The following is a 17095-nucleotide window of genomic DNA, read 5'->3' as shown; positions in this document are numbered from 1 at the left end:
GTATGCTCCTGAACTTAGCAACACTTCAGCTGTCCCTCACACCAGACCCGGAGAAGAACCTTCAGAGGGTCATATCCTACGCAGAAAATCTTCCGGAGAACACCCTCCTCCTACTTCCGGAGATGTTCTTCTGTGGTTTTGATTACGAAAGGCTTGAGGATTTTGCCTCCATGACTCCTGAAGTTCTTAAGTTGCTCCAGAGACTTTCGGAGGAAAAGGGTTTTATGCTGTGCGGAACCCTTCCGGAAAGAACCGGGGAAGGAATAAGGAACACAGCCTTTCTGATAGACGGCGGTAAGGTTATAGGGAAGAGGAGTAAAATGAAGCTCTTCCCTATATTTGATGAGCACAGATACTTCATACCCGGAGAAGAAAACCCCGTTTTTGAAACCAGAGCGGGAAGGATAGGGATACTCATATGCTTTGAGCTCAGGTTTACCGATATGGTTCTGGAACTGAGAAAGAAGGGTGTTGAAATACTTCTGGTCCCTGCCCAGTGGGGGTATGCGAGGAGAGAGCACTTAAGGATTCTCTCTCAGGCGAGGGCTGTAGAACTTCAGAGCTACGTGGTTGTCTCCGACACATGGGGAGAGCATGCGGGAACCAGGTACGCAGGACAGAGCGGTATATACTCCCCTTGGGGTGAGGTGCTCGTCTATTCAGAGAAGGGTGACGTGCTGCTCAGGGTAGAAGCGGACCTCGCGGAGGTTCACAGGGTAAGGGAGGTCCTGCCGGTAAGCATGGAGTAAAATTTTCCCGATGTATCTCATACAGAACTACTCAAGGTTACCCGTCAGGTTCGTCAGGGGAGAGGGAGTCTACCTGTACGATGACAAGGGCAAGAGATACTTAGACCTCGTTGCCGGTATAGCGGTCTGTTCCCTCGGACATTCCCATCCCAAATTGACCGAAGCGATATGCTCTCAGGCTAAGGAGCTTATCCACGTCTCCAACCTCTTTGAAAATCCATGGCAGGAGGAGCTTGCCGAAAAACTCGTCAAGGAGTTCTGGACAGATGCCAGAGTATTCTTCTGCAACTCGGGGACGGAGGCTAACGAGGCTGCCATAAAGCTCGTGAGGAAGTTCTTCAGAGACAAAGGAGAAGAGAGGTACAGGATAATAACCTTCAGGAACGGCTTTCACGGGAGAACCTACGGGAGCCTCTCTGCAACGGCACAGGAGAAGTTCCATAAAGGTTTTGAGCCTGTACTTGAGGGTTTTGATTACGCTGAGCTCAACGACATAGACTCGGTTAAAAAACTCCTAAGAAAGGATACGGCGGCGGTCATGCTTGAGGTGATTCAGGGAGAGGGCGGTGTGAACGAGTGTGAACCTGAGTTTCTCAAAGAACTTCAGAAGCTCTGCAGGGAGGAGGGGATTCTCCTTGTAGTTGACGAGGTTCAGACGGGTATAGGAAGGACTGGGGAGTTCTACGGATACCAGCTCTATGGGATAGAACCGGACGTGATAACTCTGGCGAAGGGTCTCGGCGGTGGAGTTCCCGTAGGGGCTCTCATTGCAAGGGAAGAGGTGGCAGGAGCCTTCACTCCGGGGTCCCATGGCTCCACCTTCGGAGGTAACGCCTTGGCGTGCAGGGCTGCGAGTGTGGTTGTTGAGGAGGTAAAAAAGCTCCTGCCCCATGCCAGAGAGGTGGGAGAGTACTTGAGGAAGAGGTTAGAAGGGCTCGGAGTCGGAAAGGTGAAGGGAAAGGGTCTCATACTCGGGATAGATTACGGGAAGGACTGCAGAGAGGTAGTCATGAAGGCTCTGGAGAGAGGGCTTGTCATAAACTGCACGGCGGGGAGCGTTATAAGGTTACTGCCTCCACTCATACTTGAGAAGGAGCATGTGGACGAGGCTATAACATCGCTCAGAGAGGTTCTTTGAAAAGCTCAACCCTGTTCTTTCCTTTCCTCTTCGCCGAATACATAGCCCTGTCGGCACGTTCTATTGTGTCAGTCAGAGAAACTTTATAGGGAGCCACACCCACACTCACAGTGAGTTTAATCTCCGGGTGCCCTTCAATCTTCAGGTTCTCAACGTTCCTTCTTATCCTCTCAGCTATGGCTAAGGCGCCTTCTTCCCCAACTCTGTACAAAACAGCTAGGAACTCCTCCCCACCGTATCTTATGAGGTTATCGTTTGTTCTCACCGAGCTAGCTATGACCTGGGCTATTTCCCTTAATACCCTGTCCCCAAAAAGATGACCGAACCTATCATTAATCTCCTTAAAATTGTCTACATCTATAACCATAACGTAGATATCCTTTACCTGCTGCCTTGATAGTTTTGAATCCAGATAATCTAAGAACCTTCTATTCTCAAGGCCTGTTAAGGGGTCTATGAAAGCAAACCTCGGGAGCCCTTTAAGGATATCACTCCCCGTTATTATACCAACGAGAAAACCCTCATTATCCACTACCGGCAGATGTTTTATCCTGTACTCTTCAAACATCCTCATAGCCTCTATTACCGTCGCCTCCTCCCCTATGGTGTAAAGCTCTTTCTTTTCAAGCAGCTCTATAAGCTCCCCTACTGTAGCATCAAACTTTCCGTGGTAAACGGCGGATATCACATCTCGGTGGGTGATAATATTCACAGGTCTCCTTGTGTACTTATCAACAACTATCACGCTCCCAACATCATGATTTTCCATAAGAGAAACAGCGTCCCTCACGCTAGTCTCCGGGTGGCAAACTATCGGATTCCTCACCATGAGGTCCTTAACAAGAGGTAAGCCGTTCACTGGATAAGCCCTCTCAGGGCTTCACAAAGCCCATCTATCTCCTCACGCTTTCTCTTTTCGGTCACAGCTATGAGGAGCACATCTTTAATGTTAGGATAAAAGGTGTAAACTGGAACTCCAAACATATACCCTTTATTGAGAAGCTCTCTCCAAAGTCTATCCGCATTCCCAACCCTTAAGGGAAACTCCCACAGGTGTTTTCCCTTAAAAACCTCCTCAAAGCCAAGGTCTAAGAGTTTACCCTTAAGATAAAAGGCTTTTGACAGGCTCTGGAGCGCCACCTCTTTAAGTCCTTCCCTACCAAGGAGGGCAGCGTACATGAGATTGGCTAAAGCCATAAGATTCTGGTTCGTGCAGATGTTTGAGGTTGCCCTTTCTCTCCTTATATGTTGCTCGCGGGTTTGGAGAACAAGGGTGAAGGCTCTTCTGCCCTCCGTATCCTCAGCGAGACCTACGAGGCGTCCAGGCATCTTCCTGATGTAAGCTTCCTTGGTTGCAAAGAAACCTACGTAGGGTCCCCCAAAGTTCATTGGAATCCCAAGCTGCTGTCCTTCACCTACAACTATATCTGCACCAAAGTCCCCCGGAGGACGAAGGATTGAAAGGGCTACCGGGTCTGCAATAACTATGAAGGGCACATCGTATCCTTTGACGAGATTGCCTATGTCTTCTAAGGGTTCTATAAAGCCGAAGAAGTTGGGATACTGGATAGCAACGGCGTGAGCCGAACCGTCCCTCAAAGCGTCTTCCAGAGCATTCAGGTCAGTCGTACCCTCATCGGTGAAACCTACCTCAAGTATCTCATCTTCGTAGCCCTGGAGATAGGTCTTCACGACTTTTCTGTACATAGGATTTACGGCTGAAGAGAGAACAATCCTGCTCCCCCTACCCTTTACAGCCCTTGCCATAAGAACAGCCTCGGCTAAAGCCGAAGCACCATCATACATAGAAGCGTTGGCTACATCCATACCCGTAAGTTCAGCTATAACGGTTTGATACTCAAATATCGCTTGAAGGGTTCCCTGAGAAGCTTCAGCTTGATAAGGCGTGTAGGCTGTAAGAAACTCACCCCTCTGGATAAGATGCTTTAAAGCAGAGGGAACTATCCTGTCATAACTGCCAGCTCCTGCAAAGTAGACAGGCAGCCTATTCCTTTCACCCAGCTCCAGAAAAAAATCTCTCAGGTCTTCCTCGGACCTGGGCTCAGGGAGGTTACAGGGTGGGTTAAGGAGAAGCGGGTCTATGTGCGAGAATAGCTCTTCAAGACTCCCCAGACCAAGTTGGCTCAGTATCTCCTTGGTTTCCTTATCCGAATGGGGTATGTACATTATCTTTCCTCTTCATATCCAAGTTCCTCTTCAGGAAGGCTCTCAAGGGATTCTTCAAGACCCTCAACAGGTATCTCCTCGGTAGCCTCTTCACCCTGCTCCTCCTTTATTATCTCTCTGAGGAGCTCAGCGTAATCTTCAGCAGGCATCAGGTCTTCCACTTCTGTAGGGTCTTTCATCTCAAGTACAGCTATCCAGCCGGCATCGTAAGGGTCTTCGTTTATAAGGGTCGGCTCATCAGCCAGGTCCTCGTTCACCTCTATTACACTTCCTGTTACCGGGCTGTAAACGGGTGCAACGTTCTTCACAGATTCTATGTTGGCTACAGTCTCACCCGCATCAACCTCCTGTTCCCTCTCAGGCAGGTCAACGTAAACTATGTCACCCAACATCTTCTGGGCATAGTCGGTAATACCTATCTGGGCTTTTCCATTTTTTATCAACGCCCACTCATGGTCCTTCGTGTAGTACCTGTCCCCTTTAACAAGGTAACCACCTACCACTATGTCTTCCATCTCTTCTCCTCCAAAGTACTTATTTTACAGCCCTTTGCTTTGAAATAGAACTTTAAACCTGTCGCCCATACTTATGAGCATTGTCTTGAGTCTTGATAGCCTCTCAATAGATTCCGGGCTCTCCTCGTAACTGAGTGTCTCAAGCTGAGTCAGGAAATGGGGTATGCTTGCAAGGAAGTTTCTTTGGGTATCGTAAAGTACCGTTTTAAGTCCAAAGTCCTTACCATACTCCATCAACGCGGAAAAGTTTACCTGTGCACTTATATCCATGTCCTGTGCGTATATATCGTCCCTGAGTCTGTGTTTTTTATAACCGACAACGGTTCCCTCTGGAAACTTAGAGAGCTCTTCAGAGGTATAGCCATAATCTATGACGAGATGATAACCCCGCACCAGAGAGTGGGCTATCCTCCTGAGGATTTCTATACAGTCCAGGCAAACTTCAACCCTTTGCTTGAGACCTTCATAACCCATCTTCCTTATAAAGCCCCTTACCCTCTCATCGTCAAGACTAAGCCACACCTCTTCTCCCCCTTCACTCAAGTAAAGCTCCTTGTCCTCCTTAACCACGTGCACCGGAAGAGTATCAAAAAATTCGTTGGATAGGATAACACCCTCCATCTCCGGGAACTCTTCAACCCAGCCTACGTTCTTAAATTCTGACAGAAGAAGCCTCTGCTTCTCTCTTAAATAAGGGCTTAGTTCGTATATCAGGTATGTAATCTGGCTAAAGAGCTCAGCATCCTTTTCTCTGTAGTAGTTAAGGATATCCCTTGCCATCAAGCCACGCCCAGCACCAAGCTCAAGGATAACAGGAGTATCAAAATCCTTTAGCCTGTAATAGAGGAAGTCTGCTATCGCCTCTCCAAAGGCTCTGTCAAGTTCTGGAGCTGTAAAGAAGTCACCGAAGGAGGAAAACTTCTCCCTGGGCGAGCTGTAATACTCCCTTACCTTTTCTTCCATAAAATCTCTAAAGCTCCTCATACCACTATACTTCCATCCTTCATGATAAGTCCTCTCTGAGCCCTCTTTGCAAGGTACTCCTCATGGGTAACCATAACTATGGTCTTCCCGTCTCTGTTGAGTTCAAGGAATATGTCCATAACCGCCTCGGTATTTTTAGAGTCAAGGTTTCCCGTTGGCTCGTCGGCAAGTATGAGGGTAGGCTCGTTAGCGAGGGCTCTACCTATGGCGACCCTCTGCTGTTCTCCGCCTGAGAGCTGGTAGGGCTTTCTTTCCTCCTTTCCAGAAAGTCCCACCACTTCAAGAAGTCTGTAAGCCCTCTCCTTGGCTTCACTCTTCCCTACACCTGCTTTCAGCATGGGAACCATTATGTTCTCAAGAGCGGTAAACTCGGGAAGAAGGTAGTGAAACTGGAACACAAAGCCGAGCTTCCTGTTTCTTAAGGCGGAGAGCTTTTTATCGTCGGAGAAATCTATCCTTTTACCTTCAAACATAACCTCTCCCTTTGTAGGTTTGTCTATAAGACCCAGTATGTACAGAAGGGAGCTCTTCCCAGAACCGGATGCTCCCATAACACTCAAGAACTCGCCTTTAAATACGTCAAGGGATATATCTTTGAGGATCTCCTCACCATCTATGGATTTGTAAACTCCCTTCAAGGACACCAGCGGCGTTTCCATCTAATTCAAGTATAACAGCTATCTCATCGCAGTTCGGGAACTTAACACAGTTGATACAATCACCCCACACCTTATGGGGGAGCGTGCTCTTATCAACAACCCTGAAACCGAACCTTTCAAAGTAATCTTTAGCGTAAGTCAGAGAGAAAACCTTTTTTATACCTAAGCTTTTAGCTTCCTCTATGCAGGAGGATATCAGAGCCTTCCCTATCCCTAAACCTTTTCTGTCTTTTCTGACAGCGAAGCTCCTTATCTCAGCGAGGTCTGCCCAGACTATCTGGAGAGCACAGCATCCAAGAACTTCTCCACCCTCCTCATAAACCCAGAAGTCTCTTATGTGCTCGTATATGGAGCTCAAACTCCTAGGAAGGAGGACACCTTGTAAAGCATATTCGTTCACCAGAGAATGTATAGCCTGTGCGTCCGAGAGTCTCGCCTTCCTGACCATGGCGGTTAAATATAGGGCTTTCCAGAGTCTTAGCAAGAGGCTAATGAGACCTCAGCCAGGGAACTATCATATGGTCGTAAACTATTGAACCGCCCAGGTTTCCCTGTAAAAACAGCATTAAAACCCCCAGCAGGGTCAGGAGGGTGAACACCACCGGCGGAATTCTGTGGAGGAACAGGCGAAGTCCCGTCAGGGAAACAAAGTAAAGAGCCAGGAAGATACCGAGTACCTCGTGGGTTTCAAAGACTTCTATCGTTTCAAGCTTCTCCTCTATAGGCTCGTGGGCTAAAACCCCGCTCACGGCTCCCACTACGACGGAGAGGCTCGCAAGCAGTGTAAATATAAGATGGAGTTTATCGGGTTTCTTTCCGGAGAACCTGTAGTATAGGTCAAGGATAAGAAGGGCAACAGGCAGGACTATGGCGAAGTGAACCGCAGGCGGATGAATCTTTATAAGTTCCATTCCTCACCTCCTCATATATATTCTTACGTGCCTACCTTAACAGACCATTAACAGAAATGCAACTCAGCTCTTACCCTGTAATAGTCTCCCTCTCTGCTCTGCTTAAGGGAAAGACTTAACCCCATAAGCTCACACAGCCTCTTGGCTATGTAAAGTCCAACACCCCCCGCCCCTCTTTTAAGGGGTTCTTTGAGCACCTCCGGGTCAACAGGTTTCTCTGATAGGTTTTCAACTACAAAAAAGCATTCTCCGAGAACCACAAGAACTTCTTTATTTTCAAGACCGTGTTTCAACGCGTTGTCAACAAGTATGTCAAAGACCTCCATGAGGAGGTCCGGGTCACACCTGACAAAAACCTCCCGGCTCTCAACTTTCAGGTTCCGGTCCTTTCGTGCGAGTAGAACGTTGTCAAGCAGCTCCTTTAGATTGCACCTGCGTAAGTTGACACTGTAAGATAAGGTCTCTACCTTTGAAAGCCTCAGAAAGGTAGTTATCTTCCTGCTGAGTTCCTCAAGTCTCTCTCTAATATCCTCAAGCAGGGGTTCCCTTCTCCTTCTGGACAGTATCTCCACCTTCAGCAGCAAGTCCGCTATTGGAGTCTTGAGGGAGTGGCTGAGAGCCATAAGCATGTCCTTGTAACGATCTACACTCTCCTTTAGCTTAATAGCCAGAGGCTTTATCTCTTCGTAAACTTCCCCGGAAGTGTCGCCCCTGAGGGCGCTCTCAACACCCCTTTCAAAGGACCTTATCGTACTCCTGTAAAAGAGCCAGGAGACCAGAAGAGAGGTGAGGGAAAAGGAGAACCAGCCTAGGACGAGGGACAGTCTGAGAAGTTTAAGGGCACTTACCTCCTGACTTATATCAAGGGCATACTGTATGTAAAGACCCCTATCGCTCTTTACAGTCGCAACCCTGTACACCTTCCCCTCTATTTCAACACTATCTATTCGGTTTGTACCGTCGGGACGGAAGGGGAGATGCTCGCCGAGGTTTCCACACTCAAGTATAAGACCTTCGGGGTTCCTTATACAAAAGGTTTTCTGATTAAAGTAGTCTTCGGACCCCCCTCCGAAGTAAAACCTGTCAAACTCCGCAGCCTCTTCCGTAAGGTGTTTGTCAATGGAGATAAAGAGGAGCCTGTCAAGGCTCAGGTAAACTCCGAGGAAGAAGAAAGCCGATATAAGGGATAGCCCCGACAGGAACAGAAGTATGCGCTTCTTAAGAGATATCATCCCACTCTGTAGCCGAAGCCTCTCCTGCTCTTTATTATGTCCCTTCCCAGTTTCTTTCTTAACCTGTGAACCAGAACCTCAACCGTATTACCGAGGGAATCGTAGCTGTGGAGTGCCCTTTCAAGAAGCTCCTCCCTGCTCACAAACCTGCCTCTGTTCATAAATAGATACTCAAGGAGGGCGTACTCCCCCGCTGTCAGCTTGACCTCCTTCCCCTCCACGAAAACTTCTCTGCTTGAAAGGTTTACGACGACCCCTTCAATCTCTACCATAGAGCTCTCAAGACCCCTGTATCTCCTGAGGACGGCTCTTATCCTTGCTAAGAGCTCTTGAAAGTTAAAGGGCTTCGTTATGTAATCGTCCGCTCCGAGAGACAGAAGTTTTACCTTATCCCTCACATCCGACATAACCGTAACCACGAGAACGGGCGTCTTTGAACCCTCCTCCCTGAGCTTCTTCAAGAACTCTTCACCGCTCATGCTGGGAAGAAGGTAGTCCAAAAGTATAAGGTCAATGTCCTCGGTGAGGGCGAGGTCAAGCCCCCTCTTTCCGTCAAGGGCAAGCCTCACCCTGAAACCTTCCTCTTCCAAGAGGCTCTTCAGGGAGCCTGCGAGCTCCCTGTCATCTTCTACAAGAAGTATCCTCATTCACTTGGCACTCTCCCCCATTTTACGACGGAGTTCCGAAAGCTCCCTCTTCATCTTAACCTTGAGGGGTGCAACGCACTCCTTATAGGACCAGTAGTCCTGGGCTTTCTGCAGACAGTCCCTCTTACCGGCAAGGTATCTCTCCTTTATGGTTATCTTCTGAAGCTTAAACTCTTTACACTGAGCCCAGTTCTGCTCACACCACCGCTGATGCTCATGCCTCTTACCGTAGTGCTCCCTCATATCCGCGTAAGATAAGCCTACAAGAGCCAACCCTGCCAAAAGCAGAAGTCCCTTCATAACAGCACCTCCTATGGGTTTTGTGATAATTTAGCTCCGGGAAATTAACGGAAGATTAATTTCTGTTAGAATATTAAACAAAGGAGGTGGAGGTCATGGCTACATTTGTAATGTTGACAACCCTAACGGACGAAGGAGCAAAGACGTTAAAGAACAAACCTGCAAGGATCAAAGAGGTTGATAAGGAGGTTATGGATAAGTTCGGAGTTAAGATAATTGCCCAGTATGCGGTTATGGGTCCGTACGACTTTGTAAACATACTTGAAGCCCCCGATAACGATACCATAGTCAAGATGGCAATAGAGTTGAATTCAAGAGGAACGATAAGAACCCTTACAATGCCCGCAATAGAGATTGACAGGCTTATAAAGGACCTGGAAGAGCTTTCCAAATAAGAGCCCAAGTATTATCTTATCCCTTATGGTTGAGAGGAGAAAAACCCGCCAGATTAATGTGGGCGGAGTCAGAATAGGTGGAGATGCACCTATCGTTGTTCAGTCTATGACTTCCACAAAAACCCATGAGGTTGAAAAGACCCTTGAACAGATAGATAGGCTTCATAATGCGGGTTGTGAGATAGTCAGGGTTGCCGTTCCTCATCAGGAAGACGTTGAAGCTCTTGAGGATATAGTAAAAAACAGCCCCGTTCCCATAATAGCGGACATCCACTTTGCACCTTCGTACGCTTTCCTCTCTATGGAAAAGGGTGTGCATGGAATACGGATAAACCCGGGTAACATAGGCAAGGAAGGGATAGTAAAGGAGATAGTTGAAGAGGCTAAAACAAAAGGTATAGCCGTAAGGATAGGTGTAAACTCAGGCTCTCTAGAGAAGGACTTGCTGGAAAAGTACGGTTATCCGTGTGCTGAGGCTCTTGCGGAGAGTGCCCTCAGATGGTCTGACAAGTTTGAGAAATGGGGATTTACAAACTACAAGGTATCCATTAAAGGGTCTGACGTTCTTGAAAACGTAAAGGCTAACATGCTGTTTGCTGAGCGTACGGACGTACCCCTTCACATAGGTATAACAGAAGCGGGTATGGGTAAGAAGGGCATCATAAAATCCTCGGTAGGTATAGGGATACTTCTGCATATGGGGATAGGAGATACGGTTAGGGTGTCTCTGACAGATGATCCGGTAATTGAGGTAGAAACCGCCTACGAGATACTTAAGTCCCTGGGGCTTAGAAAGAAGGGTGTAGATATAGTAGCCTGTCCCACCTGTGGTCGTATTGAGGTTGACTTGCCCAAGGTTGTTAAAGAAGTTGAGGAGAAGCTAAGCTCGGTAAACAAACCTCTCAAGGTCGCGATAATGGGATGCGTAGTTAATGCCATAGGTGAGGCGAGGGAAGCGGACATAGGTCTGGCATGCGGAAGGGGGTTTGCGTGGCTTTTTAAAAACGGAAAACCCGTGAAGAAGGTAAGCGAGGAAGAGATGGCCGAAGAACTACTACGTGAGATAGAGAGGTTGGGTTAAATTAAGAAGGGGAGTTAAATATGGCAGACGAGGAGAAGAAGGAAGAGGAGCTTTCTCAGGAAGAGCTGGCAAAACAGTGGGAGGAAGCCCTCGCAAAACAGGAGGAAAGTCCTGAAGCCAAGGAAGAGGCACCCGCTTCAGAAGAGGAAAAAGAAGCCTACACTGAACCTGAAGCCGGCAAAAAGGTAACAGAAAAGGACATAACAAAGCTCCTTGATAGACTCATGGACATACCTCTCAACGTTGAGGTGGTAGTTGGAAGTACGGTCATTCAGATAAGAGAACTCATAAACCTTGGACCCGGTTCAGTCCTTGAGCTGGACAGAGAAACTACGGAACCCGTGGATATAAAAGTGAACGGGAAGCTCATAGCCAAAGGTGAGCTCGTCGTTGTTGGAGAAAGGTTCGGTGTAAGGATAACAGAGATATATAGCGAGGAAAGGAAGAGCGTATTCAGAGACACATTGCAGGAAAGCCTTAGAAAGTAGTTATAATACATACCTCCGATGAAAGAAAGGGTAGAAAAAAAGATACTCGCTGCTGTAAAGAAACTCTTTTCTATAGACCCTCCAGATTTTAAGACCGAGAAGCCCAGGGAAGAAGAACATGGAGACCTTGCTACGAACGTAGCGTTCCTGCTATCAAGGGAGCTGAAAAGGAGCCCCAATGAGGTTGCCTCCCTACTTGCCGAGGAACTCTCAAAGGATTCAGACTTTGAAAAGGTTGAAGCCGTTAGGGGTTTTGTCAATATAAAACTCTCAAAGGAACTCCTTGTACAAGAATTCACAAGGTTGCTGGAGTTAGGAGAAGAGTATTACAGGGAAAACATAGGCAACGGGCTCAAAGTTCAGATTGAGTTTGTGAGTGCAAACCCTACGGGACCCCTTCATCTTGGGCATGGCAGAGGTGCTGTGGTTGGAGATACACTCGCAAGAATATTTGAATTCTTCGGTTATGAGATAACCCGTGAGTACTACATAAATGATGCAGGAAGACAGGTATACATGCTCGGTGTATCCGTCCTATTTAGATATCTTCAGCTGTTTGGAAAAGAGAAAGAAAGACCGGAGATAGAAAAGCTCTTTGAAGAGGAAGGCTACAAAGGAGAGTACGTTATAGAGCTCGCGAAATTGCTCAAAGAATCGGTGGGAGACAGCATATTGGAAGGCAACTTAGAAAAGGCAAAGGAAAGCATCCTCTCTTACGGTTATGGATTTGAGCTCTCCTATACGAGGAGGTTTAACCCTGAAAAGGGGTCTGAGGTAGAACTCTGCTCCCTATTTGGTCTAGACGCTATGATAGACGAGATAAGGAGAGACCTATCAGATATGGGGATTGGGTTTGACGTTTGGTTCAGCGAGAGAAGCCTGTACGAGGAGGGACTCGTTGAAAAACTGATAGAAGAGCTTTCCAGGAGGGGGTTCGTTTACGAGAGCGAAGGCGCTCTGTGGCTGAAGACCTCTGAGTTTGGAGACGACAAGGACAGGGTCTTAAGGAAGTCGGACGGTTCCTACACCTACTTTGCTTCAGATATAGCCTATCACTGGATAAAGTTCAAGAGGGGGTTTGACAAAGTTATAGACCTATGGGGTTCGGACCATCATGGTTACATACCGAGGGTAAAGGCTTCCCTGAAGATGCTGGATGTGCCAGAGGATTGGCTTGAGGTTTACCTAATACAGATGGTCAAGCTCTTCAAAAGCGGCAGAGAAGTGAGGATGTCAAAAAGGTCTGGAGAGTTTGTTACTCTGAGGGAGCTAATAAACGACGTTGGCTCAGATGCTGTGAGATTCGTTTTCCTAACCAAGAGGAGCGATACCCCGCTGGACTTTGACGTTGACAGGGTAAAAGAGAAGAGCTCTGACAATCCCGTTTTTTACGTTCAATACGCTCACGCCAGAATCTCCGGTGTATTCAGAGAGTTCAGAGAGAGGTTCGGTAAAGACCCGGACGTGGAAAACTTATCTGAGTACGTAAAAGAATTAAAGGAAGATGCCGAAATAAAACTTATGAAGAAGGCTCTTATGATGAAGGACGAACTGATAGACGTAGCACAAAAAAGAGACCCTCACCTTATAACGTACGCACTCATAGACCTTGCAGGAACGTTTCATAATTACTACAACCACCACAGGATAATAGGAAGTGACCGAGAAACCATGCTCGGACGCATAGCCCTGTTAAAAGGTATAAGAAGCACCCTTAGAATTGGTTTAAAATTGATAGGTGTTGGAGCTCCTGAAAAAATGTAAGGGGGAGTAAGATGGAAAAGTTGAAAGGTCTTCAAAAACACAGGCTCGTCCTGTTACTGGGGATATTGGTAGCGCTGGTGTTCTTCTACTTTGGTGTGAACACCTGGATGGAATCCCAAGAAAAGAGGGTAGCACCCCCACCGGTTGTCAGGTCAAAACCCCCTGTTGAGATAAAACCTGAATCTAAACCTATAAAACCTGTAGAACCGAAACCCATTGAAAAACCTATTGAGAAAGTGGCCAAGCCTATCCCTGAGGTCAAACCTCCACAACCCAAACCACAACCGCAAACACCACCTCCTCAAGCTGTAGCTCAAAAGCCCAAAGAGGAAACAAAGCCCCCTCAACAGAAACCTGAGCCTAAGAAGGTAGTAAAAGAACAGCCCAAAACAGAGGAGAAAAAGGTTGAACAGAAAGTAGCGAAGGCTGCACCCGAAAAAGAGAAGAAAGCACCCGCTCAGCTGAGAGATTATGTTGTCCAGATCGGAGCTTTCAAGATAAAGGAGAACGCAGACAAGAGCTTAAACCTGGCGAAAGAGAAAGGGCTTGAAGCCTTCATAATAGAGGAGGATGGTCTCTACAAAGTGAGGATAAGGGTTAAGGCGGAAAACCCCATATCCGCTCTTAGAAAGGTGAGAACGTCCTTTAAGAATGCCTTTGTTGTTCAGAGATGAGGAAACTCCTTTCCCTTCTATTGGCGGGGCTTCTCATATCCTGCTCCGCCAAGCAGGAACAATCTAAACAGGAAGAGTGGAGATACCTGTACGACCTTGGCATGTCAGCATACTACGCTAAGAACTACTCAGAAGCCATAGCCCGCCTTTACAAAGCTGCAAAGTTAGCCCCGCAAGAGCCAACCATATGGAACGCTTTAGGCATTACCTATATGGAGGTTGAAGAGTACAGCAAGGCTGAGGAAGCCTTCAAGAAGGCACTTGAATCAAACCCCAACAATTCGGAAGCGAAGATGAATCTTGGAATTCTTTACCTCAAAATGGGTGACCATCAAAGGGCGGTAAACTTTCTTCAGGAAGCCCTGTCTGATGAAACCTTTGATAAAAAGCACATAGCTTTTTATTACATGGCAAAGGTTTATAAAGAAACTGGGGATAGAGAGAAGTATATTGAGTACCTTAAGAAGGCTACAGCTTATAACCCGCTATTCATTGAAGCCCAACTTGAGCTTGGAAGTGCCTACCTTGACGACAAAAGATACGAAGAGGCAGAGCGGCTCTTTAAGACGTTGATTTCAAATAATTTCAAAACCTCAGAGATATACCTGAACCTGGCCAGGGTCTATTACGAGACTGGAGACTATGAAAAGGCTAAGGAATCTGTAAAGCTTGTGTTAGAAGATAAACAGGCAAGCAATCTTCAAAGAACCCAAGCCTATGAACTCCTGAGCAGGATTCTGGTAGAGGAGCAAAGAAAGAGCCTTAGAAGGAATTTTGTACGCATAAAGAGAAAACATGAGGGGAAGTTTGGAATACAGATAGCAGCCTTTTCCACCCACCAGCGGGCAGAAACTCTGGTGGAAGAGCTGAAAGCTAAAGGGCTGAAAGAGCTGGAGATATTGGAGTCCTCTGGAATATATAAGGTAATATACGGGAGATTTCCTGACAGGGAAACTGCGCAGAAGGAGCTTGAGAGGTTAAGGAAACACCAGATTTACGGTTTCATAGTTGAAGTTGAGTGAGTCCTTATCCTCTTCCTGTAAGACTTTACCGTGTTCATAAGAAGTCCCGTAACTGTCATGGGTCCAACACCGCCCGGAACAGGAGTTATTGCACTGACCTTTCCCTTAACTTTATTAAAATCAACGTCTCCAACTATCTTCCCGTCAACCTTTGATATCCCCACGTCAATAACGATGGCTCCATCCCTGACCATATCCTCTTTTATAAGTCCAGGGACACCGGTTGCCGAGACCAGGATATCCGCCCCCAAAGTATGTTTCTTCAGGTCTCGCGTATGTATGTGACAGACGGTGACTGTTGCATCTCTCCAGAGCATCAACAGGCTTAAAGGTCTTCCAACTATGAAGCCTGCACCAACTATAACTACATCCTTTCCCTTTAACTCAATATCGTAATGCTTGAGGAGTAGGTCTATACCCAAAGGGGTACAGGGGATAAACCCATCCTCCATACGGGCAACGAGTTTACCCATGTTTTCCGGATGAAAACCATCAACATCTTTATCAGGATGTATCGCAAGTATAACCTCCCCCTGATCTATCTGAGAGGGCAAAGGTAGCTGAATCAATATGCCATCAATCTCGTCTCTTGAGTTCAACTCGGCTATCACGTCAAGGAGCTCTTCAGTAAGGATGCTCTTATCAAGTTTATAAAAGAAGGATTCTATGCCAACCTTTTCACAGGCGTTTATTTTGTTCTTAACGTAAACCTGACTTGCAGGGTCGTCGCCGACAAGAACAACAGCCAACCCAGGCTTCCTGTAGCCAGCGGATACGTAGGATTCAACCTCTTTCCTGAGCTCTTCCCTAAGCTTCTGGGACAAAGCTTTTCCATCAAGGATGATCGGCTCACTCATCTCCTCTTCCACTTCGTACCGGCAGGTGTATCTTCAAGCTCTATTCCAAGCTCTTTGAGTTTATCCCTAACAAAGTCTGCAATTTTAAACTGCCTCTCCTGTCTTGCCAGGGTTCTAACCTCTATGAGGAGTTCAACGAGTTTCTGGTCAAGGACCTCACCGGCTTCAAGCTCTCGTTCAACCACCCTCTTAACCTCACACTCTGGATACAGGTCTTCAAGGAGACCGAATATCTTCTTCATGGTGTTCAGCAGAAACTTGGAGGCGTATTCGTATGCGCCAAGCTCCCCTTCACTAATTTTCCCTTCCGAGTAAGCTCTGTTCTTAACTTTACCCAGCTCATTCACCAGGGCAAACATGTGAGAGATAGCTTCTGGGGTGTTAAAGTCATCACTCAACGAGCTAAAGAAGGCTTCTTCAACTTCTTTAACCTTATCGTAAAGGGGATGAGTACCTCCCTCACCAGGGACAACATTGAGTTTACTGAGTACCTCATAGTCTTCTATAGCTCCCTTCAGTCTCTCATAGGCTCTCTGGGTCTCTTCCATCTTCTCCCAGGAAAAGTCAAGGGGGCTCCTATAGTGGGTAAACAGCACAAGCAGTCTGAGTATATCGGGGTGATACCTTCTGTATATCTCCCGTAGTGTGACATAGTTCCCGAGAGACTTGGACATCTTCTGACCACCTACCGTTACGAGTCCGTTGTGCATCCAGTATCTTGCAAAGGGTTTTCCTGTAATTGCCTCGGCTTGAGCCATCTCGTTCTCATGGTGCGGGAATACTAGGTCTAATCCACCACCGTGTATATCTATGGTTTCCCCCAGATGCTTAAAGACCATTGCAACACACTCTGTATGCCAGCCTGGCCTACCCTTTCCCCAGGGCGAATCCCAAGCTGGCTCTCCAGCCTTTGCAGCCTTCCAGAGGGCAAAGTCCAGAGGGTCTCTCTTCTTCTCGGAAGGTTCCACCCTCGCTCCCGCCTCCATCTCCTCCGGACTCCTCTTTGAGAGTTTTCCATAGTTCTTAAAGGATCTGACCGAAAAATAAACGTCACCGCCAGATTCATAGGCGAAGCCTCTATCTATGAGCTTTTGAATAACTTCAATTATCTCCTTCATATGCTCCGTTACCCTTGGTTCAACGTCAGCGGGCTTAACCCTTATAGCTTCCATATCTCTGTAATAACTGGCTATGTATCTGTTGGCTATCGTCATAAAATCGGTACATTCTTCTTTGGCTCTGTTTATTATTTTGTCATCCACGTCTGTAAAGTTTCTAACAAAGTAAACGTTGTAACCCAGATGTTCAAGGAACCTCCTGAAGGTGTCAAAGACCACAAGACTCCTTCCATGACCAACATGGGAATCGTCGTAAACCGTGACACCACAGGTGTATATAAGAACCTTAGGCGGATTTATGGGGACCAGTTCCTCTATCTTACCGGTGAGTGTATTGTGTATCTTCAAACTCATGGATTTATTATATGATAATT

General features: G+C 47.0%; 20 protein-coding genes. 8 read left to right on the top strand and 12 right to left on the bottom strand.

Annotated features, from left to right (window positions below; translation table 11 throughout):
- The first annotated feature begins 2 nt into the window (after nucleotides 1-2).
- Nucleotides 3-749 (top strand): carbon-nitrogen hydrolase family protein, encoded by a 747-nt coding sequence (locus BCF55_RS00595; protein WP_121008769.1) that lies wholly within the window; start codon nucleotides 3-5, stop codon nucleotides 747-749.
- Between the two features lie 10 nt (nucleotides 750-759).
- Nucleotides 760-1887 (top strand): aspartate aminotransferase family protein, encoded by a 1128-nt coding sequence (locus BCF55_RS00590; protein WP_121008767.1) that lies wholly within the window; start codon nucleotides 760-762, stop codon nucleotides 1885-1887.
- Here BCF55_RS00590 and BCF55_RS00585 read toward each other — a convergent pair.
- From BCF55_RS00585 to BCF55_RS00540, 10 genes are read right to left on the bottom strand one after another with little or no spacing between them, the layout of a single operon-like run.
- Nucleotides 1871-2746, bottom strand: a complete 876-nt coding sequence (locus tag BCF55_RS00585; protein ID WP_121008765.1) for a GGDEF domain-containing protein — start codon at nucleotides 2744-2746, stop codon at nucleotides 1871-1873. The genes BCF55_RS00590 and BCF55_RS00585 overlap by 17 nt on opposite strands.
- On the bottom strand, nucleotides 2743-4074 hold the full coding sequence (gene gcvPA, locus BCF55_RS00580) for an aminomethyl-transferring glycine dehydrogenase subunit GcvPA (protein WP_121008763.1): 1332 nt from the start codon (nucleotides 4072-4074) through the stop codon (nucleotides 2743-2745). The genes BCF55_RS00585 and gcvPA overlap by 4 nt, the downstream gene beginning before the upstream one ends.
- Nucleotides 4074-4589, bottom strand: a complete 516-nt coding sequence (gcvH, locus tag BCF55_RS00575; protein ID WP_121008761.1) for a glycine cleavage system protein GcvH — start codon at nucleotides 4587-4589, stop codon at nucleotides 4074-4076. Before gcvH ends, gcvPA begins: the two co-directional genes overlap by 1 nt.
- A 24-nt stretch (nucleotides 4590-4613) precedes the next feature.
- Entirely contained in the window at nucleotides 4614-5573 is a 960-nt protein-coding gene (locus BCF55_RS00570; protein WP_121008759.1) for an SAM-dependent methyltransferase, read from the bottom strand.
- Nucleotides 5570-6232 (bottom strand): ABC transporter ATP-binding protein, encoded by a 663-nt coding sequence (locus tag BCF55_RS00565; protein ID WP_121008757.1) that lies wholly within the window; start codon nucleotides 6230-6232, stop codon nucleotides 5570-5572. Before BCF55_RS00565 ends, BCF55_RS00570 begins: the two co-directional genes overlap by 4 nt.
- Nucleotides 6180-6680 carry an N-acetyltransferase gene (locus BCF55_RS00560; protein WP_121013107.1) on the bottom strand — a complete coding sequence of 167 codons (501 nt, stop codon included), beginning with the start codon at nucleotides 6678-6680 and terminating at the stop codon, nucleotides 6180-6182. Before BCF55_RS00560 ends, BCF55_RS00565 begins: the two co-directional genes overlap by 53 nt.
- A 40-nt stretch (nucleotides 6681-6720) precedes the next feature.
- On the bottom strand, nucleotides 6721-7143 hold the full coding sequence (locus tag BCF55_RS00555; protein ID WP_121008755.1) for a DUF2231 domain-containing protein: 423 nt from the start codon (nucleotides 7141-7143) through the stop codon (nucleotides 6721-6723).
- 47 nt (nucleotides 7144-7190) lie between these two features.
- A complete protein-coding gene (locus BCF55_RS00550; RefSeq protein WP_121008753.1) occupies nucleotides 7191-8375 on the bottom strand; it encodes a sensor histidine kinase in 1185 nt (394 codons plus the stop codon).
- The gene (locus tag BCF55_RS00545; RefSeq protein ID WP_121008751.1) at nucleotides 8372-9022 is read right to left on the bottom strand and encodes a response regulator transcription factor; all 651 of its coding nucleotides are present in this window, start codon (nucleotides 9020-9022) and stop codon (nucleotides 8372-8374) included. Before BCF55_RS00545 ends, BCF55_RS00550 begins: the two co-directional genes overlap by 4 nt.
- The gene (locus tag BCF55_RS00540; RefSeq protein WP_121008749.1) at nucleotides 9023-9322 is read right to left on the bottom strand and encodes a hypothetical protein; all 300 of its coding nucleotides are present in this window, start codon (nucleotides 9320-9322) and stop codon (nucleotides 9023-9025) included. It lies immediately after the preceding gene.
- Between the two features lie 95 nt (nucleotides 9323-9417).
- Between BCF55_RS00540 and BCF55_RS00535 the strand changes: the two genes are divergently transcribed.
- The 6 genes from BCF55_RS00535 to BCF55_RS00510 are packed head-to-tail and all read left to right on the top strand — an operon-like array spanning nucleotide 9418 to nucleotide 14746.
- Nucleotides 9418-9717 (top strand): GYD domain-containing protein, encoded by a 300-nt coding sequence (locus BCF55_RS00535; RefSeq protein ID WP_121008747.1) that lies wholly within the window; start codon nucleotides 9418-9420, stop codon nucleotides 9715-9717.
- 25 nt (nucleotides 9718-9742) lie between these two features.
- Entirely contained in the window at nucleotides 9743-10798 is a 1056-nt protein-coding gene (ispG, locus tag BCF55_RS00530) for a flavodoxin-dependent (E)-4-hydroxy-3-methylbut-2-enyl-diphosphate synthase (RefSeq protein ID WP_121008745.1), read from the top strand.
- A gap of 20 nt (nucleotides 10799-10818) precedes the next feature.
- The gene (fliN, locus tag BCF55_RS00525) at nucleotides 10819-11286 is read left to right on the top strand and encodes a flagellar motor switch protein FliN (RefSeq protein WP_121008743.1); all 468 of its coding nucleotides are present in this window, start codon (nucleotides 10819-10821) and stop codon (nucleotides 11284-11286) included.
- A gap of 18 nt (nucleotides 11287-11304) precedes the next feature.
- Entirely contained in the window at nucleotides 11305-13050 is a 1746-nt protein-coding gene (argS, locus tag BCF55_RS00520) for an arginine--tRNA ligase (protein WP_121008741.1), read from the top strand.
- A gap of 11 nt (nucleotides 13051-13061) precedes the next feature.
- A complete protein-coding gene (locus tag BCF55_RS00515; protein ID WP_121008739.1) occupies nucleotides 13062-13724 on the top strand; it encodes an SPOR domain-containing protein in 663 nt (220 codons plus the stop codon).
- Nucleotides 13721-14746: an SPOR domain-containing protein gene (locus BCF55_RS00510; RefSeq protein ID WP_121008737.1), complete on the top strand. Its 1026-nt coding sequence runs from the start codon at nucleotides 13721-13723 to the stop codon at nucleotides 14744-14746. Before BCF55_RS00515 ends, BCF55_RS00510 begins: the two co-directional genes overlap by 4 nt.
- On the opposite strand, the gene folD is transcribed toward BCF55_RS00510, so the two are convergent.
- A complete protein-coding gene (gene folD / locus BCF55_RS00505; protein ID WP_121008735.1) occupies nucleotides 14719-15603 on the bottom strand; it encodes a bifunctional methylenetetrahydrofolate dehydrogenase/methenyltetrahydrofolate cyclohydrolase FolD in 885 nt (294 codons plus the stop codon). The two genes, BCF55_RS00510 and folD, sit on opposite strands and share 28 nt — an antisense overlap.
- A complete protein-coding gene (gene cysS, locus BCF55_RS00500; RefSeq protein ID WP_121008733.1) occupies nucleotides 15600-17075 on the bottom strand; it encodes a cysteine--tRNA ligase in 1476 nt (491 codons plus the stop codon). Before cysS ends, folD begins: the two co-directional genes overlap by 4 nt.
- Nucleotides 17076-17095 lie beyond the last annotated feature (20 nt).

It is taken from the genome of Hydrogenivirga caldilitoris, assembly GCF_003664005.1.
GTDB lineage: Bacteria > Aquificota > Aquificia > Aquificales > Aquificaceae > Hydrogenivirga > Hydrogenivirga caldilitoris.
The sequence above is the reverse complement of the archived record's forward strand: the minus strand, read 5'-3'. Positions and strand labels throughout refer to the sequence as shown.

Coding starts and splice junctions, on each gene's coding strand:
- BCF55_RS00535 (WP_121008747.1), top strand. CDS start 9,418: ATGGCTACATTTGTAATGTTGACAACCCTAACGGACGAAGGAGCAAAG.
- cysS (WP_121008733.1), bottom strand. CDS start 17,075: ATGAGTTTGAAGATACACAATACACTCACCGGTAAGATAGAGGAACTG.
- ispG (WP_121008745.1), top strand. CDS start 9,743: ATGGTTGAGAGGAGAAAAACCCGCCAGATTAATGTGGGCGGAGTCAGA.
- BCF55_RS00565 (WP_121008757.1), bottom strand. CDS start 6,232: ATGGAAACGCCGCTGGTGTCCTTGAAGGGAGTTTACAAATCCATAGAT.
- argS (WP_121008741.1), top strand. CDS start 11,305: ATGAAAGAAAGGGTAGAAAAAAAGATACTCGCTGCTGTAAAGAAACTC.
- gcvH (WP_121008761.1), bottom strand. CDS start 4,589: ATGGAAGACATAGTGGTAGGTGGTTACCTTGTTAAAGGGGACAGGTAC.
- BCF55_RS00590 (WP_121008767.1), top strand. CDS start 760: ATGTATCTCATACAGAACTACTCAAGGTTACCCGTCAGGTTCGTCAGG.
- BCF55_RS00570 (WP_121008759.1), bottom strand. CDS start 5,573: ATGAGGAGCTTTAGAGATTTTATGGAAGAAAAGGTAAGGGAGTATTAC.
- BCF55_RS00595 (WP_121008769.1), top strand. CDS start 3: ATGCTCCTGAACTTAGCAACACTTCAGCTGTCCCTCACACCAGACCCG.
- fliN (WP_121008743.1), top strand. CDS start 10,819: ATGGCAGACGAGGAGAAGAAGGAAGAGGAGCTTTCTCAGGAAGAGCTG.
- BCF55_RS00560 (WP_121013107.1), bottom strand. CDS start 6,680: ATGGTCAGGAAGGCGAGACTCTCGGACGCACAGGCTATACATTCTCTG.
- folD (WP_121008735.1), bottom strand. CDS start 15,603: ATGAGTGAGCCGATCATCCTTGATGGAAAAGCTTTGTCCCAGAAGCTT.
- BCF55_RS00555 (WP_121008755.1), bottom strand. CDS start 7,143: ATGGAACTTATAAAGATTCATCCGCCTGCGGTTCACTTCGCCATAGTC.
- BCF55_RS00545 (WP_121008751.1), bottom strand. CDS start 9,022: ATGAGGATACTTCTTGTAGAAGATGACAGGGAGCTCGCAGGCTCCCTG.
- BCF55_RS00515 (WP_121008739.1), top strand. CDS start 13,062: ATGGAAAAGTTGAAAGGTCTTCAAAAACACAGGCTCGTCCTGTTACTG.
- BCF55_RS00510 (WP_121008737.1), top strand. CDS start 13,721: ATGAGGAAACTCCTTTCCCTTCTATTGGCGGGGCTTCTCATATCCTGC.
- gcvPA (WP_121008763.1), bottom strand. CDS start 4,074: ATGTACATACCCCATTCGGATAAGGAAACCAAGGAGATACTGAGCCAA.
- BCF55_RS00550 (WP_121008753.1), bottom strand. CDS start 8,375: ATGATATCTCTTAAGAAGCGCATACTTCTGTTCCTGTCGGGGCTATCC.
- BCF55_RS00540 (WP_121008749.1), bottom strand. CDS start 9,322: ATGAAGGGACTTCTGCTTTTGGCAGGGTTGGCTCTTGTAGGCTTATCT.